Annotated in this window: 16 protein-coding genes and 1 pseudogene; 7 read left to right on the forward strand and 10 right to left on the reverse strand. The window is 65.3% G+C overall.

All coding sequences use genetic code 11. The features are described 5' to 3' along the window. The first annotated feature begins 113 nt into the window (after positions 1–113). From KBI52_RS16215 to KBI52_RS34175, 3 genes and pseudogenes are all read left to right on the forward strand, one after another. Complete coding sequence (locus tag KBI52_RS16215) at positions 114–539, forward strand: hypothetical protein (protein WP_173946819.1); 426 nt, start codon at positions 114–116, stop codon at positions 537–539. A 289-nt stretch (positions 540–828) separates the two neighbouring features. After that, positions 829–1,290, forward strand: a complete 462-nt coding sequence (locus tag KBI52_RS16220) for a hypothetical protein (protein ID WP_210808697.1) — start codon at positions 829–831, stop codon at positions 1,288–1,290. Positions 1,291–1,530: 240 nt separating this feature from the next. Further along, positions 1,531–2,166: pseudogene (locus KBI52_RS34175) on the forward strand (MFS transporter); the annotation flags it as partial. Here the strand turns inward: KBI52_RS34175 and KBI52_RS32995 are convergent. Beyond that, on the reverse strand, positions 2,098–2,247 hold the full coding sequence (locus KBI52_RS32995) for a hypothetical protein (protein WP_247654433.1): 150 nt from the start codon (positions 2,245–2,247) through the stop codon (positions 2,098–2,100). The pseudogene KBI52_RS34175 and the gene KBI52_RS32995 sit on opposite strands and share 69 nt — an antisense overlap. A gap of 1 nt (position 2,248) precedes the next feature. On the opposite strand from KBI52_RS32995, the gene KBI52_RS33000 reads away from it, so the two are divergent. Beyond that, positions 2,249–2,755 (forward strand): MFS transporter, encoded by a 507-nt coding sequence (locus tag KBI52_RS33000; RefSeq protein WP_247654434.1) that lies wholly within the window; start codon positions 2,249–2,251, stop codon positions 2,753–2,755. 45 nt (positions 2,756–2,800) lie between these two features. Here KBI52_RS33000 and KBI52_RS16230 read toward each other — a convergent pair whose 3' ends face one another. From KBI52_RS16230 to KBI52_RS16270, 9 genes are all read right to left on the reverse strand, one after another. Further along, entirely contained in the window at positions 2,801–3,142 is a 342-nt protein-coding gene (locus KBI52_RS16230) for a phasin family protein (RefSeq protein WP_173946816.1), read from the reverse strand. 21 nt (positions 3,143–3,163) lie between these two features. Next, on the reverse strand, positions 3,164–4,399 hold the full coding sequence (locus KBI52_RS16235) for an HlyD family secretion protein (RefSeq protein WP_173946815.1): 1,236 nt from the start codon (positions 4,397–4,399) through the stop codon (positions 3,164–3,166). Beyond that, complete coding sequence (locus KBI52_RS16240) at positions 4,392–4,880, reverse strand: hypothetical protein (RefSeq protein ID WP_371823178.1); 489 nt, start codon at positions 4,878–4,880, stop codon at positions 4,392–4,394. The genes KBI52_RS16235 and KBI52_RS16240 overlap by 8 nt, the downstream gene beginning before the upstream one ends. Before the next feature lie 134 nt (positions 4,881–5,014). Beyond that, positions 5,015–5,821, reverse strand: a complete 807-nt coding sequence (fabI, locus tag KBI52_RS16245; protein WP_173946814.1) for an enoyl-ACP reductase FabI — start codon at positions 5,819–5,821, stop codon at positions 5,015–5,017. Further along, entirely contained in the window at positions 5,818–8,250 is a 2,433-nt protein-coding gene (locus KBI52_RS16250; RefSeq protein WP_210808702.1) for a DUF3141 domain-containing protein, read from the reverse strand. The genes fabI and KBI52_RS16250 overlap by 4 nt, the downstream gene beginning before the upstream one ends. Before the next feature lie 35 nt (positions 8,251–8,285). Next, complete coding sequence (locus tag KBI52_RS16255; protein WP_210808704.1) at positions 8,286–8,798, reverse strand: hypothetical protein; 513 nt, start codon at positions 8,796–8,798, stop codon at positions 8,286–8,288. A 17-nt stretch (positions 8,799–8,815) separates the two neighbouring features. Next, complete coding sequence (locus KBI52_RS16260) at positions 8,816–10,024, reverse strand: acetate/propionate family kinase (protein WP_210808706.1); 1,209 nt, start codon at positions 10,022–10,024, stop codon at positions 8,816–8,818. Positions 10,025–10,027: 3 nt separating this feature from the next. After that, a complete protein-coding gene (locus KBI52_RS16265) occupies positions 10,028–11,005 on the reverse strand; it encodes a phosphate acetyltransferase (RefSeq protein ID WP_210808708.1) in 978 nt (325 codons plus the stop codon). A 156-nt stretch (positions 11,006–11,161) separates the two neighbouring features. Further along, positions 11,162–11,611, reverse strand: coding sequence for a helix-turn-helix transcriptional regulator (locus tag KBI52_RS16270; protein ID WP_247654435.1), 450 nt, complete (start codon positions 11,609–11,611; stop codon positions 11,162–11,164). A 508-nt stretch (positions 11,612–12,119) separates the two neighbouring features. On the opposite strand from KBI52_RS16270, the gene KBI52_RS16275 reads away from it, so the two are divergent. The 3 genes from KBI52_RS16275 (at position 12,120) to pflA (ending at position 17,010) form a co-directional block, all read left to right on the forward strand. Then, on the forward strand, positions 12,120–13,766 hold the full coding sequence (locus tag KBI52_RS16275; RefSeq protein ID WP_173946808.1) for an L-serine ammonia-lyase: 1,647 nt from the start codon (positions 12,120–12,122) through the stop codon (positions 13,764–13,766). 77 nt (positions 13,767–13,843) lie between these two features. Next, positions 13,844–16,177: a formate C-acetyltransferase gene (gene pflB, locus KBI52_RS16280; protein ID WP_247654436.1), complete on the forward strand. Its 2,334-nt coding sequence runs from the start codon at positions 13,844–13,846 to the stop codon at positions 16,175–16,177. 11 nt (positions 16,178–16,188) lie between these two features. After that, positions 16,189–17,010, forward strand: coding sequence for a pyruvate formate-lyase-activating protein (pflA, locus tag KBI52_RS16285; protein ID WP_173946806.1), 822 nt, complete (start codon positions 16,189–16,191; stop codon positions 17,008–17,010). Positions 17,011–17,019: the final 9 nt, after the last annotated feature.

Genomic DNA, 17,019 nt, shown 5'->3' on the forward strand with positions numbered 1-17,019 from the left:
GCCCAAACTGCCAAGCGCTTGTCCTCTTCCGTCAAGCATGATGTTGCAGCCCGCCTACCATGTTGCATTGGCGGGCAGCAGAGGACGACGATTCGGTCCTCGGGGAGGTCACGATGAGACTTGCGGGATTCCTGGGCCCTGCCGGACTTGGCCTGATCTTGATCATGTCGTCCGCCATGTCGGGTGCGGTGGCGCAGAGTGGGCTTGCCCGGTTCCAGGGCGCATGGCTGTCGGGCAGCGTGGATTGTGAGGAGGTCTACTCCTCGGCCGGCAAGGGAGTCTCGTTCAAACGACCGGTCGACATCTTCGCCCCCGCCTTCATCGTGACCGGAAGCCGCCTGAGGACGCCCCAGGCGACGTGCCGCATCAAGTCGGCTCGGCCGAACGGGGATCGTCAGCTCCTCGTCCTCGACTGCGCCAATTCGGTGGCCGGCAGCGAGGTCAGGGTTCTCATGTCCCTGCAACCGGACGGCTCTCTCCGGCGCTATTTCAACGAGCGGGATACGACCGGCACAGAGTACAAGCAGTGCTCCCGTTGAGACTCGCGAAAAAACCCGACCGCGGAGCGTTGCTCGCCCCTGCGACGGCTTAGTAACAGTCTCAAACTGTCAAGACTCTGTCTCAAGCGATCAAGCACGTCCTTCCGGCGGGTATAATCTGGCCCGTTGCGGGCTGCGGGTCATCTGCGGCGTCGCCGCCAGGGTCGAGAATGATCGGGGTCCGGTCCGCGTGGCCGAGCCAATCCCGTGCGCTGCCGATGAACGAGGCGGCACAGGTCCGGAGGCACGCAAGAGAACCGGAGCGGACATCAAGCCTTTGGAGGCTGCCATGAAGAAACTTGCAACACTCGCCACGGCCGCGTTGATCCTGACGGGCAGTGTCGGGACGGCCGACGCACAATACTGGCGCGGCCCGGGCTGGGGCTATGGCGGGTACTATCGGTCGGGCTGGGGAGGCGGTGCCGTTGCGGCCGGACTGGTCGGCGGAGCGATCCTCGGTGGGCTGATCACCGCGGCCGCGACGGCCCCTGCCTACGGGTATGGGTACGGCTACCCGGCCTATGGCTATCCTGCCTACGCCCCATGGCCGGGCTACTATTACCCCCGTCCCGCCTACTACTATCCCCGGCCGGTCTATTACGGCCCGGGCTACTATCCCCGCCCGGCTTATTACGGGCCGCGGGTCTATCCACGGCGCGTCTATTACGGCCCTCGCTACTATGGCGCATATCGAGGGTACTATGGTCCGCGCTATCTGGGGCCCCGTGGGGCCTACCGCCGATATTATTGAGGATGCCGGGTACCGGCGTCCGCAGGGACCGACGCCGGCTGAGCCTCCGTATGACGGGCGAACGGCCGTGGCCTGTCACGCTTCGGCTCGGATGCAGCGCACCGAGCCGGTCGCCGCGGCTCCGTTGCAATGGGGAAAGTGCATAAGCGGATGACGGAGGTGAGCCCACGAGCCGCGTCCACGGATAGAGCGGCGGATCCCGCCCGCCACTGGATCGTCGTGGGCATGCTCTGCCTGCTCATGCTCATCAACTTCGCCGACCGAGCGGTGCTCGGTCTGGCCGCTGTTCCGATCATGCGGGAAATGGGGCTGAGCCATTCCGAGTTCGGCCTGATCGCGGCGAGCTTCTTCACCTTCTTCTCGCTGAGCGCGGCGATCGGCGGCTTTCTCGTGAACCGGGTCGCCACCACCTGGGTACTGGCCGGCCTTGCGCTGATCTGGTCCCTCTGCCAGTTGCCGATGCTGCTGCCGGTCACCGTGACGGCCTTGGTGGCCAACCGGGTGCTGCTTGGCTTCGGCGAAGGCCCCGCCTACCCCGTGGCGGTCCATGCCGCCTACAAGTGGTTCCCGAGAGAGCACCGGGCATTGCCGACAAGCCTCATTGCCGTCGGAGCCCTGGCGGGCAACGGGATCGTTGCGCCGGTGATCGTCACCGTCATTGCCGCTTGGTCGTGGCAGGCCGCCTTCGGGCTGCTCGGTCTGCTCGGCATCGTCTGGTGTGTCGCCTGGCTGATGGTCGCCCGCGAGGGACCCCTTGTCGCCGAGGGCCGGGTCACGGGCAGCGTCGTCGAACCCGAGAAACAGCTGTCATACCGCCGCCTGCTCGGATGCCGGACGGTGGTCGGGGTCGAGATTGTCGGCTTCAGCGCCTATTGGCTCCTGACGATAGCGATCGTCTGGCTGCCGGCCTTCCTGCACCAAGCCTTCGGCTACGCCAATCCAGGCCGGCTGGATCATGATGCTGGTTTCTCTCTGCCAGATCATTCTGCTGCCCGGCGTATCCAGCCTTTCCGACGGCCTCAAGCGGCGGGGCGTTTCGAGCCGGATCGCGGGCGGATGGGTTGCATGCGCGGCTGTCCTCGCCTCCGGCCTCATGGTGATCCTGATGTCGCTCTCCACCGGCTCGGTGCTCGTGATCGTCTGTACGGTGGTTGCGTTCTCTCTCTGCAACGTGATGTTCGTGCTCGGCCCCGTCCTGGTTGCCGACGTCACGCCGGTCGCGCGGCGCGGAGCCGCCCTCGGCATGATCAACGCCATCACGACGCTGGCGGGTCCCTTTGCCCCGACGGTCATGGGAGTGATGGTCGATGCCAGTGCCGGAACTCCCGAAGGAACCCGCAACGCACTCCTGCTTTCGGGACTTCTTGCCGTGGTTGGGGCCTCTGCCGGGTTCGTCCTGATCGACCCGGAGGCTGACCGGGCTCGGGATGCGCCATCGCTCCGGATGGAGCGTTCCTCTGCCTGAGAAGGGCCAGGAGCCTTGCCGGTGTCGAAGGTTCTGGCGAAGCCCTCACCGTCCTGACCGGCCCCCGTCGTTCATGGCCCTGGTGCACAGCGCCATCAGTCTGGTCATCTCCGATCCGTAGTCGCGCAGGGTCTCCTCGACCCAGCGGGTCTGGATCGCCGTCGCGTCTGCCGGGTTCCTGCAGCCCAGCATGTCCCGGGCGGCCTCACCGTCCTTTCCGAGCCGCATCGAGACGAATTCGATCATCTCGCGATGGCATTCCGTAGCGACGGCGATCCACGTCTCGGCCGACTTCGCCAAGGCCTGACCGCCATCGCCCGCCATGACGAGCGCATCGGTGCCGCGCCGCATCTCGGACGTGGCTGACATCTTCGGCATGATGGCCATGAATCGTCCTCCTTGTGTATGTCAGTGCCCGCCGAGCACGAGGGTCTGGATCGGGTACACCAGTGCCTGGATGCGCAGGATCATGGCGTGCACGAGCCCGACGGCATCCACCCCATGAAGGGCCAACCCCTTCAGGGTGCCGACCTGCCCCGAAGCGATCAGGTCGTGGTTGCTGGTATAGGCGTTGGCGATGCAGCTGCTGCCCGGCGTGACGCCATCGAACCCATCCTCGTAGAGCGGCTCGAGAAAGACCAGGATCGTGCCCGGCCGGACCACCTGCTGCGCGTCGAGCAACTGCTCGCCGCTGCGGATCTGGCCGGCCGCGATGAAGTCCTGCACGCCCGTCACCACCATCGGGATGACCGTCCAGGGCTTCGACGCGCAGGTGGCCTCGGCCACCATGCCGACCTTCATGATCTGGGCCTCGATCTGACCGAAGCCGGCCTGCAGGCGCCCTCGCCCGGCACCTTCCGGAATCAGGACGCCGGCGGGACGCATCAGTGGGTTGACGACGTCGCCCACGCGCAGCGTGAACTGCTCCACCTGCCCGTTCACGCCCGCCCGGACCACGGTCTTGTCCAGTTCCACCTGGGCTTGAGCCAGCTCGGCCTCGGCACTGGCCTTCTCGGCCGGCAGCAGGGTCGAGATCCGAGTCTCCGCCTGCGCCCGTGCCGCCGTGGCGGCGTCGATGGTGCCTTGGCGCCCCTGCACGGTGACCTGGAGCCGCTCGATGTCGCGCGTGGCCACGGCGCCTGGATTGCGGCGGTAGATCTCCTGCTTCGTCTCCAGCTCGTCGACGGCCTGCTGATAGGCGCTCCTCGCTTCGATGATCCTGCCTTCGGCCGCCGCGACATCGGTCCGCGCGGCCACCAGTTCGGCCTCGACCTCGGCGATCCGGCGGCGCGCGGTCTCCGCTGCAGCCTCTTGCTTCGAGTTGTCGAGCCGGAAGATCGGCGTGCCTTGTTTGACCGCGCCGCTCACGCTGTTAACGAAGATTTCGGCGACGCGCCCATTGGTCTCGGGCAGGATCGGGATGGTGCGGAAGAACGCCGTGGCGTTCGTGGTCGAGGGGTGGTTGTAGAAGATCACCGTGATCAGCCCGATGGTGAGCATCAGGCAGGTGATGATGCCCCAGCGCAGCTCGAACCACATCGAGAAGAGCGTGATCTCCTTGCCGATCCGTTTGCCCTGGGCATACCGGCGGTAGAGATAATCCGGCAGGATCGTCAGCAGGGAGCAGAGGAGAAGCTCAAGCATGGGTCCGCTCCTTCGGGGTCCGGGACAAGGCGATGGTTTTCGGCACCTGAACCGCGTCGCTGCTGGCTGCTTCCGTCGTACTGGCGCCCAACCCCGATTCATCCGGCGCCTCGCCGGCCCCTTCGCCGGGCTTCAGGCCGGCGATCCTTTCGAGCGATCCTGCGATCCTGCGAAGTGGATTGCCAAAATCCGGAATGTCGATCAGGGCGAGCAGGAGCCCGGCCACCCAGAACAGGTGCACATGCGTGAACAGGGCGAGCAGTCCGAGCACGGCGACGATCTCGAATTGCAGCTTGTGCGACCTGTGCGCCATGCGCTCGGGCAAGGTGTGCAGCCGCAGGAACAGCAGGCCGACGGCCAGCACCGCGAGCACCAGGAACACCGCCACGACGACCATCAGGACATCGGTCTCGCCAGGCGCGGCGATGAACACCGGCAGGTGGTGGGGGGCGGCAGGATGCAGATTCATTGGCGCGGCCATGAAGGCTCTCCCAGGATCATCCAGGCAGTCGGCCCGAGGACGGGCGCCACCGGGCCTGTCGACGGATTGGGCAACGGAACATCGAACGTCATCAGCACCTCCCTTTGTCGCCCTTCGGTCCCAGGACGGTCCAATCACGCCATGATGCTGAGGCCGCCGTCGACATAGGTGGTTGTCCCCGTCAGCCGTCGGGCGAAGGGTGTCGTCAGGTATGCAGCGGTCAGGCCGACATCGTCGATATCGACCAGCTCGCCGATCGGAGCCCTCTCGATGGCCTCGGTGAGAAGCACGTCGAAGTCCTTCAGACCGGAGGCCGCGCGGGTTTTCAGGGGCCCGGGCGAGACGGCGTGCACCCTGATGTGCTTCTCGCCGAGTTCATAGGCGAGATAGCGCACGGCACTCTCCAGCGCTGCTTTCACCGGGCCCATGAGGTTGTAGTTCGGGACCACCTTGTTGGCGCCGTGATAGCTCATCGCGAGCAGCGTGCCGCCCTCCTTCATCAAGGGCTCCGCCAGGCGGGCCATGCGGATGAAGGAGTGGCAGGAGATGTCCATCGCCACCTTGAAGCCTTCGCCGGAGCTGTCCAGAAGACGTCCCTGGAGATCCTCCTTCGGTGCGAACGCGATGGAATGGAGGGCGATGTCGAGGCTGCCCCAGGTCTCGCCGATCCGCCCGAAGACAGCTTCAAGCTCACCGTCGCGCCCCACATCGCAGGGCACAAGAATCGAGGCGCCCAGCTCCTTCGCAAGGGGCTCGACGTAGGGCCGGGCCTTTTCGTTGAGATAGGTGATCGCGAGCTCGGCCCCGAGCTGGCGGAAGACCCTGGCGCAACCATAGGCGATCGAGTGCTCGTTGGCGATGCCGACGACGAGCGCCCGCTTGCCATGCAGTATGTTTGACTGAAGCGCGCCCGGAGGCAGCTCGGCCGGATGATCGTTCATGAACTTGCTCTCGCACGTCTGGTTTCGCGGGTCTGGCGGGGGCGCCTCGGCCGCGTCATGGCCTCTGGACGGCCGGCCGCCCGATCCTTCGTCAACTCCACCGTGATCGGCTCACGCTTTTCTCCGCTTCCGGCCCCATCCTCGGCGAGCAGCCGCCTGATCTCGACCAGCAAGGCGACTTGCTCGCTGTTGGCTTCGATCCGGCCCTCGACGCGGTCGAGCAGGTCGAGCAGACCACGCCGGTCCTCCGAGGTTCGCAGAAGCTTCGGCAGCGCCGACAGAGCCTTCACCGGCTCGTAATCGACGATATAGGACTGCTCCCGGATGATCCCGCGAGCCGCTTCCGCCGGCATGTCGATGAGTCCGATGTCCTTGCCGACAAGATCGCGGGCCCGCTTCATGGCCGAGAGCCTGCGACGGCCCGTACCGGCCTTCATCAGCAGGAGCGCCGTGCGGACGAACGCCCTCGTCCGGTCGCCCTCCTCGATGCGGGAGAGCGCCTCCTTGACCAAACGGGTATCTCGGACAGCGATGGACGGTTCATCCGGGACGCCCGCCGCTTCTTCCGCCGCCATGCCGATTCCGGCCGGACCATAGGTCCGGAAGAAAGTGTTCTCCACGGTGGCATCGCGCAGGTCACGATAGAGATCCCACGAGGCGGAGGTCAGGGCGGCAGTCCAGCGTTCCATCATGGCCATCGGCCCCTCGGTGTCGCGCGGAGCCCGGTTCGCCCTGGTCATGTCGGCCATGCCCTTGAGCGGCCACAGGAACGGGTTGAGGTCCGACACCGCCCAGCGTTGCGCCCGCTGCGGGTGCAGCGCCCGCCTCATGGCCGCCCCCGTAGGCGTCGCCACGGCGGAAACGGCGGGATGGACGAAGGTCTCGTAGGTGGAGGCAAGCATCTCGGAGGTTGCTTCGACGGCTTGGAACGGCATTTCGTCCTTGCGGCCATATTTTTGCAGGACCTGAAGGTCCTCGACCTGACGCTCAGTCAGCAGCACGTCGTAGCGCACGCTCCCGTCCACCTTCTGCTCCTCGACCTGCATGCCATAGAGGCCGGGCGGTAGATGTTCGATGTAGTCGATCAGGTCGACGATCTGGGTGTGCTCGCGCTTGGCGACCGCCCCGGAGACGAAGATGCCGAGATGGCCGACGCTCTTGTGCATCAGGCCGACGATGACCTGCCCGTTCGCCTTGAGGGCCTCCGTCGTCGGATAGAGGTCGGCGACCCAGTTGAAGGCCTGTTGCGGCGGCGTGATGTTGTCGCCAAGCGACGCGAATACGATGATGGGCGACTGGATCGCCCGTAGATCGAAGGCCCGCCCCTCCGACCACTCGGCGTCGCCGTCGGCGAGGTTGTTGCCCACGAACAGGTTCTCGACGATCCACCTGATCTCGTCCCGCCCCATCAGGAAGAATCCGCCCCACCAGCGCTCAAACTCGAGGAAGCGCTCCGGCTCGGTGTCGATCTTGGAAAAGAGCGTGTAGTATTTGTCGAAATAGGTGTTGGCCGGGTTGAGGTACTCGAAGTTCTCGACGAGGTTGGCCCCGTCGAAGGTTCCTGCCCCGAGATCGCTTGCCAGGAGCGCGGGCCAGGTGCCTCCGAGCATCCCGCCGGCATAGCGCATCGGGTTCTCGCCATCATTGCCGGCCCAATACGACATTGGCGCCCCGTTGATCACGATGGGACCGACCAGATCGGGCTCCAGTGCCCCGACCAGCATCGAGGCCCATCCGCCCTGGCAGTTGCCGATCACCACCGGCTTGCGGGTCTTGGGATGGCGCTCGCCGACGATGCGGAGGAACTCGGCCTCGGCGCGGGAGACATCCGCAAGGGTCTGCCCCGGCATCGGTTCGGGAAAGAAGATCACGAAGTAGACCGGGTGGCCTGCCTTGAGCGCCACGCCGACCTGCGAGTCCTGCTTGAAGCCGCCGATCCCCGGCCCATGGCCGGCCCGGGGATCGATGATAACGAAGGGGCGGCGCTCCGGATCCGTCGTGACGCCGTCCGGCGGGGCGATGCGCACGAGAGCGTAGTTCACGGGACGCGCGAACGTCCGGGCATCGGCGATCATCTCCCAATCGAAGTCGAGAAGCGGCGGCTTGCCGGCCTTCTCGTGCTCGATCCAGTTGTTGCCGCGCTGGCGCAGGGTGTCCCAGAACAGGATGGAGCGCTGCGTGAAGTCGAGCCAGTAGGAGCTTGCATCGCGCCAGAATTCGAGCGGTGTCGCGGCACGGGTCGACCCGTCCTGCAACGGCTCGCCGGCGACCTTCATCGCGCCGAGGTAGCGCCGCCACGCGTTTGCGCACCGCTCATGGTAGACCTGCGTGACCGTCGCCTGTGCGCGGGCGACCTTCTCCACACGCGTCAGCGCTGGATCGTCATCGGGTCCGGTTCGAGGTTCCACCTGCTGTTTCGCTGTTCGCATCGAAGTTTTCCGCACGGGAGGGGCTCGGTCAAGGGTCACCGCTTGGTTTCGCCCCATTTGAGAAAGAAGCCGACATCGCCTGGCATTCCGGCCGGCCACTCGATGATCATCGCGTTCAGCTTGAAGCCCGCATCCCGGAGCTGGTCCCTCCACAGCTCATAGGCTTGACGCGGACGTCCGGTCAGCGTTTCCGGCCAGGTCGGGTCGGCATTGTTGATCGCCCGCCCATGGTCCGAGCACAGGTCATTGGGGAACCGCATGACCATCAGCTCCGTCTGTCCGCGCTCCGCCGCAGCGCGCAGCTTCGCCTTCAGCGGCACGAGGATGTCCCTCAATTGCTCGGTCGTCAGTTCCAGCGGCTCCGACATCCGTTTGATCAGATCCTGACGGGCCTTCTCGGCGCGATCCATGCCTTCCGTGGACTTGGACGCTTTCGCCGTTTTCATCTCGGTCATGTAATTGCGCAGGTCCGCGGCGGACATGAACGTCTCGTCCCCAAGCTGATCCTGGGTCTTGCCTTCGTCCGGCTTGGTGTTCAGCGTTTCCATGACATCGATCTCCCTGTTCAAGATGCGAGCCGCTCACGGGTCGCGTCGAGCACGCGGCCCGTCTGCCGTGCGATCACCAGCTCCTCATTGGTGGGAATGACCCACGCGGTCGGCCCGGTACCGAATGTGATCTGGGGTCCCCCGGCGCTGTTGGCCGCCTCATGAAGGCTGAACCCTGCCCAGGACAGGCCGGAGATGACCTCGGCGCGGGTCGCCACGTCGTTCTCGCCGATGCCGGCCGTGAAGACGAGCCCGTCGATGCCCCCGAGCGCCGCCACGAGCGAGCCGATCTCGCGGGTGATGCGATAGACGAAAAGGTCGATGGCGCGCCTGGCATCCGGGTCGCCCGCCGCCTTGGAGCGAAGAACCCGCATGTCGTTCGAGATGCCGGACACCCCGAGCAGGCCGGACTTGGTGTAGAGCATGCGCTCCGCCTCCGCCGGCGAGAGCTTCATCTCGCGGAGCATGAAAAAGACGACGCCCGCATCGATGGCGCCGCAGCGGGTGCCCATCGGCAGACCGTCGAGCGCGGAGAACCCCATGGTCGTCGCGACGCTGACCCCGCCTTTGAGCGCACACAGGCTTGCCCCGTTGCCAAGATGGGCGACGATGACCTTCCCGTCGGCAAGACGTGGATCGTAATCGCGGAGGGTGGATGCGATGTATTCATAGGACAATCCGTGGAAGCCGTAGCGCCGCACGCCGAGATCGCGCATCTCCCGCGGCAGGGCGAACAGGCTCGCGATGTCGGACTGGGTCTGGTGGAAGGCCGTGTCGAAGCAGGCAATCTGCGGCAGTCCCGACAGTCGGCGGCGGACGATCCGGATCGGCTCCAGATTGTGGGGCTGATGCAGCGGAGCGAGCGGCACCAGAGCCTCGAGGGCCTCGACGACGGAATCGTCGACCATCACTGGAGCGGAGAAGGACTGTCCGCCATGAACCACCCGATGTCCGATGGCGGCGAGCTTTCGTCCCTCCTGATGGGAGCGCAGCCACGACACGAGATGCATCAGCGCTTCCTCGTGCCCGATCCGGTCACCGGAACTCCAGGTCATCTCGTCGAGGGCCGCCCCGTCATTGTCCTTGACGACGAAGTGCGCTGATCCTCCGAGCCCCTCATACAAGCCCTTCCAGACGAGTTGCGGCTCCGCATCGTCCACCATGTCGAAGACCTGGAACTTGAGGCTCGACGATCCGGCATTGAGGACGATGAGGACGGGGATCATGGCTCAGACCTCCGGGATGGCGAGCTTCGCGCGCTGCGCGTCGGCGACCAGCGAAGCGACCGCGCAGGAGGCCAGGCGGGTGATGGTCGAGTCGGCCCGACTGGTGAGGATGACCGGCACGCGGGCGCCGAGCACGATGCCGGCGGCATCGGCGTCGGCCAGGAAGGTCAGGCTCTTGGCCAGCATGTTGCCGGCTTCGAGATCCGGCACCACCAGGACATTGGCCTGCCCTGCGACGGGGGACTCGATCTTCTTGATCTTGGCGGCGCCGAGGTCGATGGCGTTGTCGAGCGCGAGAGGTCCGTCGAGAATGCCGCCGGTGATCTGCCCGCGGTCGGCCATCTTGCACAACGCCGCGGCTTCGATCGTGGAGGGCACCTTCGGGTTTACGGTCTCCATGGCCGACAGGATCGCCACCCGCACGGGGACGACGCGCAGGGCCCGGGCGAGGTCGATGGCGTTCTGCACGATGTGAACCTTGTCCTCCAACGTCGGTGCGATGTTCACCGCCGCATCGGTGATGATCAGCGCGGTCTCGTGTGTTGGAACGTCCATGACGAAGCAGTGACTGATCCGGCGGGCGGTGCGCAGTCCTCCCTCGCGACGTACGATGGCGCCCATGAGTTCGTCGGTATGCAGGCTGCCCTTCATCAGCGCTTCCGCCTGACCGCACCGCACGAGGTTGACGGCATCCTCCGCGGCCGCGTGACTGTGCTGGGCCTCGACGATGCGCATCGTGGACACATCCTTGCCGAGCGCCACCGCGGCGGCCGCGATCCGGGCCTGCGGCCCGACCAGGATCGGCTCGATCAGGCCGAGATCGGTTGCCTCGAACACCGCCCCCAGGGAGGCTGCATCGCAGGGGTGAGCCACCGCGACTTTCAACTTCGGGAGGGACTGGGCGACTGCCACAAGCCGATCGTACTTGTCATGCCGCCGTCGATCCTGGGACACATCTTGGGATTGAACCGCAACCGTCATGCTGGCCTCCGCTCTTTGCTCCCGATAGACGGTCGCCACTGGTTGCCGGAGGTGGGAGTATGGCCGTTTCAACCCGCGCTGCTTGACCTGTTGGGCCATCGTGTTGACAGTTTTGGACTGCCGTCCCGAAATGACCGGCCTTCCCGCACAGCCATGTCAGGAGGGGTCGCCCGAGCGGCGGGTTGAAGGAATACTGGCCTCCCGGTGGCGCCGCCTGTGGATTCGCGGCGCCTTCCGAAGACTGGGGTGATCGCTGCGCCATGCCGAAGGCGTGTGTCCCGACCAGCGCCGGAAGGCGCGCGTGAACGCGCTCAACTCGGAGTACCGCAAGACCGCCGCGATCTGGCTCAGCGGCATGTCGGTATTCTTCAAAAGGTCGCACGCGATCTCGAAGCGGATCTCGTTGGCCACCTGTCGGAAGGCGAGGCCTTCATTGCGCAGGTGCCGGCTCAAGGTGCGGCGGTGCATGGAAAAGAGACGCGCGATGCTCACCGCGGAACAGGTGTCCCGGAACAGTTCAATCCGAAGCACCCGGCGAAGGTCTTCGGTGAGGGAGTCGAGTCCAGAGGCCGAGGGCGCTTCGTCTGCCCGGCGGGTGAACGACATCTCCATCGCTCCTTCCCCTTTCCTGCACCATTCCTGTACCGTTCATCCCCGCGAACAATCCACAGAGCACGGGTGTGATCCCATCTGGGCATTCTTGCACGCGACGTCACGGGAACGGCCGAGTTCCGCCCTGCCGGGTCGACGGCGCGCGGAAGCATTCTAGGCCAGCGGGAATGGGATGCTTGACCAGTCTGGACAATCTCTTGACAGTTTACGCCGCAGGCCGTCCGCGGCGACGACATCCCGCATCACGCTGGGCCACCTCCCCGGACACGCGTCAGATCGACTGCAGCAACATCAAAATTTCGGCTTGGCTGGAGCCCGGCCGGTCTCGTCGATCCGCGATCAGGCATCTCAAAGTGTCAAGAGATTGTCCCTTTCAGTCAAGCACTGCCATCCGGGAATCCTAAGATGATGCCCAAGGGAAGGAAACCCTTCCGGCGAGAACGGAAACGGAGATGCGCGCCGATCCCGCGGCGCCTCCTAAATCCGAATAGGAGGACACGCCATGACTCGCTCCAGCAAGGATGACGAGCTGCTTTCCACACCGCCCGATCCGGCCAGTCTGCCCGCAGGCATCGACCGCCGGACATTCTTTGTCCGCCATGCCGCGATCGGCGCGGCGGCCGTGATGACCGGCACCACCTGGGCGCCTGAGGCTCGCGCCCAGCAGGCCGCGACGGAAGCCGCCGCGCAGCAGGCCAAGAAGGAAGCCGCAGGCGGCGATGCCGGCCTCAAGATGAGCTCGGCCCTCTCGCCCGATCTCGACGTCGTCAAGTCGTCGAAGGGCCCGGTCATGACGGTGGCGGACGAATTCTACAAGGTCGGCCCCGGCCCTTCGAGCTCGCATACGATCGGGCCGATGCGGATCACCTATGACTTCTATCAGCGCGTCACGAAGCTGCCCGCGGATCAACTGGCACAGGCCACCGGCCTCAAGGTCCATCTCTTCGGCAGCCTGAGCGCCACGGGCAAGGGCCACGGTACCGAACGCGCCGCTCTCGCGGGCCTGGTCGGCAAGGAGCCGGCGACCGTCGATCCGCGCTTTCTCGACGAGATGATCGCCAAGCCGGATCAGACCTATCCGGTGAAGGTCGGAAGCAAGTCGTTCAACCTGTCCCTTGCCGATATCGTCTATGACGCGACCAAAGGGGACTTCCCGCACCCGAACACCATGACGGCCCGCCTCATGGCGGGCGACAAGGTGCTCTACGAGCAGGAGTATTATTCGGTCGGCGGCGGCTTCATCGAGTGGAAGGGCTATGAGCCTCCCAAGAAGGGAGCGCCGAAATACCCCTATGCCACCATGAAGGAACTGCGCCAGCACGCGGAGAAGAATAATCTCTCGATTGCCGACGTCATGATGGCGAACGAGATCGCCGTATCCGGAAAGAACGAGGAAGAGATCAACGCCTTCCTGGACAAGATCGCCAATGCGATGATCGCCACGGTGAAGACCGGACTGTCCTACAAGGACGACGTTCTGCCCGGGCCGATCAAGCTCCACTCCAAGGCGGCCACGGTCTACGAGCGGGCGATGGATGACACCTACATGAGCGACCGCGCCATCGGGCTGGTCTCGGCCTTTGCCCTGGCCGCTTCCGAGGAGAATGCCCGCGGGCACCTCGTCATCACGGCGCCGACCGGCGGGTCCGCCGGGGTGATGCCGGCGATCGTCTACGCCCTGACCCAGAGCGGACGCGCGGTGCCGTTGGACAAGATCCGCCAGGGCCTGCTGGCCGGCCTGGCCGTCGGCTACCTGTGCAAGCACAACGCGACGCTGGCCGCCGCCGAAGGCGGATGCCAGGCCGAGATCGGCGTCGCGTCCGGGATGGCCGCGGCCCTGATCACGCAGGTGCTGAACCAGCCGCCGCATGTGATCGAGAATGCCGCCGAGTCGGCCCTCGAGCACCACCTCGGCATGACGTGCGATCCCGTCGCGGGCTATGTGCAGGTTCCCTGCATCGAGCGCTGCGCCTTCGGGGCGGTGAAAGCCTGGGCGGCCGCCATGATCGCCACCAACGAGATCGCGAGCCGGCACCGGGTCGATCTCGACACGACGATCAAGACGCTGTCCGACACCGCGAAGGACATGAACCCGAAATACAAGGAGACGAGCGAGGCCGGCCTCGCCCAGAACCTCGTGCTCTGCTGAACCGCCCTGCGGGCGCGCGTGAGCGGCCGCTGATCTGTCGCAGGAATGTCCCACGGATGTCGTGGGAGGAGGCCGTCATGCCCGATGAAGCCACTGCCACCCGGAGATACGCCGATACACCGGAGAAACAGGCGGGACAGAAGGCCGGAGCCCGCCCGCGGGCCGACGCCTCCGAGGCCGCTGATCTCACGCAGGGATGGGTGGGATTCGCGCCCGGTCGCTGGCAGAACGCCATCGACGTCCGCGATTTCATTCAGCGCAACGTCACCCCCTACGACGGAGACGAGAGCTTCCTGGTGGCCCCGAGCGAACGCACGAAGGCCGTCTGGAGCAAGCTGCAGCCGTATTTCAAGGAAGAGATCCGCAAGGGTGTTCTGGACGTGGACGCCAAGACCCCCTCGTCGCTCACCTCCCATGGACCCGGCTATATCGACCGTGACAACGAGGTGATCGTCGGGCTTCAGACCGATACTCCGTTCAGACGCGCCATCATGCCGTATGGCGGGCTGCGCATGGTCGAGGCCGGGCTGAAGGCGGCCGGCTTCGAGCCGGATCCGATCGTGCACGAGGTCTTCACCAAGTATCGCAAGACCCACAACGACGGGGTCTTCGATGCTTACACGCCGGAAATCATGGCCTGCCGGCGCAGCCATATCATCACAGGCCTGCCCGATGCCTACGGCCGCGGCCGGATCATCGGCGATTACCGCCGGGTGGCTCTTTATGGGACGGACAAACTGCTGGCCGCCAAGCGCGCCGAGCGGGCCCTGCTCGACGCGAAGTGGCCGAGCGACGATGTCATCCGCGAGCGCGAGGAGCTGTCCGAGCAGATGCGGGCTCTGGCCGATCTGGCCGAGATGGGCAAGATATACGGCCTGGACATCACCCGTCCGGCAGCGAATGCCCGCGAAGCTGTGCAGTGGACCTATTTCGGTTACCTCGGAGCCATCAAGGAGGCCAATGGCGCGGCCATGTCGATCGGCCGCGTCTCGTCCTTCCTCGACATCTACATCGAGCGCGATCTGAAGAGCGGGGCTTTGGACGAAGCAGGCGCCCAGGAACTCATCGACCAGCTCGTTCAGAAACTCCGCATCGTCCGCTTCCTGCGCACCCCCGATTACGACGCGCTTTTCTCGGGCGATCCCTACTGGGCGACCGAGTGCGTCGGCGGCATGGATCTCAACGGCCGCCCTCTGGTGACCCGGACGAGCTTCCGCATGCTGCACACGCTGACGAATCTCGGCCCGGCGCCGGAGCCCAACATGACCGTGCTCTGGTCGAAGCAGCTGCCGGACGGCTTCAAGCGCTACTGCATCAAGGTGTCGGCCGAGACCTCGTCCATCCAGTACGAGAACGATGATCTCATGCGCCCTTACTGGGGAGACGATTACGGCATCGCCTGCTGCGTCTCGGCCATGCGCATCGGCAATCAGATGCAGTTCTTCGGGGCGCGGGTGAACCTCGGCAAGTGCCTGCTCTACGCCATCAACGGCGGCCGGGACGAAGTCAGCGGCGAGCAGGTCGGTCCGACGGTAACGCCCGTCCAAGGTGACGTCCTCGACTACGACGACGTCATGGGAAAGTTCGACGCCATGATGGAATGGCTGGCGCGGACCTACGTCCATGCCATGAACTGCATTCACTACATGCACGACAAGTACTACTACGAGCGTCTCGAAATGGCGCTGCACGACCAGCAGATCCTGCGCACGATGGCCTTCGGCATCGCCGGCCTGTCGGTCGTCGCCGACAGCCTGTCGGCGATCAAGCACGCGCAGGTGAAACCCATCCGGCGCGAGGACGGGCTGATCGTCGATTACGAGATTACGGGCGACTTCCCGAAATACGGCAACAACGACGACCGGGTCGACACCATTGCGGCCGATCTGGTCTCCTCCTTCATGAGGAAGATCCGCAAGCATCCGACCTACCGGAACGCCGTTCACACGCAATCCGTGCTCACGATCACGAGCAATGTCGTCTACGGCAGGAACACGGGCAATACGCCGGATGGCCGCAAAGCCGGGGAACCCTTCGCCCCCGGGGCCAATCCGATGCATGGCCGCGACAGCCATGGATGGCTCGCCTCGTGCCTGTCGGTGGCGAAACTCCCCTATGCGGACGCGCAGGACGGCATCAGCTACACCGTGTCCATCACGCCGAGCCTCAACCGTCTCGACCAGGGCGAGAAGATCAAGCAGGCGGTGAAGGTCATGGACACCTATTGCGGCCAGGGCGGGTTCCACATGAACCTCAACGTCCTCAATCGGGACACCCTGCTCGACGCCATGGAGCATCCCGACAAGTACCCGCAACTGACCATTCGGGTCTCCGGCTACGCGGTCAACTTCGTGCGCCTCACGAAGGAACAGCAGATGGATGTGATCAGCCGGACCTTCCACGGTGAGTGAGGCGTGACGTCATGGCCGACGAGTCCTGGGCCAAGAGCCGGTACGACCTGCAGCAGGCGCGCTCCCCGGACGCACCTGACACGGCCTCGTTCAACGACCCTCGGGGCGACGTCGGGTGGATTCACTCGTACGAGACGGGATCCACCCTCGACGGGCCGGGAATCCGGGTCGTGGTGTTCATGAGCGGCTGCCTGCTGCGCTGCCTGTATTGCCACAACCCGGATACATGGCATCTCAAGGACGGGACGCGGGTGTCGTTCGAGCGCGCCAGAACCGCGCTCGAAGCTTACGCGGCGCCGCTGCGTGCCATGGATGGCGGGTTGACGATATCGGGTGGGGAACCCCTCGTCCAACTGCACTTCACCAAGCGGCTTTTCGCGGCCGCCAAGGGGATGGGCCTCCACACGGCCCTGGATACGTCGGGCTTCCTCGGCGCCCGGGCCGATGACGAGTACCTGCGCCAGGTGGATCTCGTGCTGCTCGACATCAAATCCTGGGATCCGCAGACCTACCGCCGGGCCGTAGGCCAGGACATCAAGCCGACCCTGCAATTTGCGGAGCGGCTGGCGGCCCTCGGAAAGCCGGTCTGGGTCCGGTTCGTCCTCGTCCCGGGGCTGACCGACGATCCGGACAATGTCGAGGGCATCGCCCGGTTCGTCGCTCCGATGCGCAACGTCGAGTGGGTCGAAGTCCTCCCGTTCCATCAGATGGGTGCCTTCAAGTGGAACGCCATGGGCCTGAACTACGAGCTCTCCGACACGCCCTCCCCTTCGCCCGCGCTGGTGGAGCGGGTCCTGAACCAATTTCGCGATGCCGGCTGCCGCGCAAGATGAGGGAAACCG

Source organism: Microvirga sp. HBU67558, assembly GCF_018069605.1.
Taxonomy (GTDB): domain Bacteria; phylum Pseudomonadota; class Alphaproteobacteria; order Rhizobiales; family Beijerinckiaceae; genus Microvirga; species Microvirga terrae.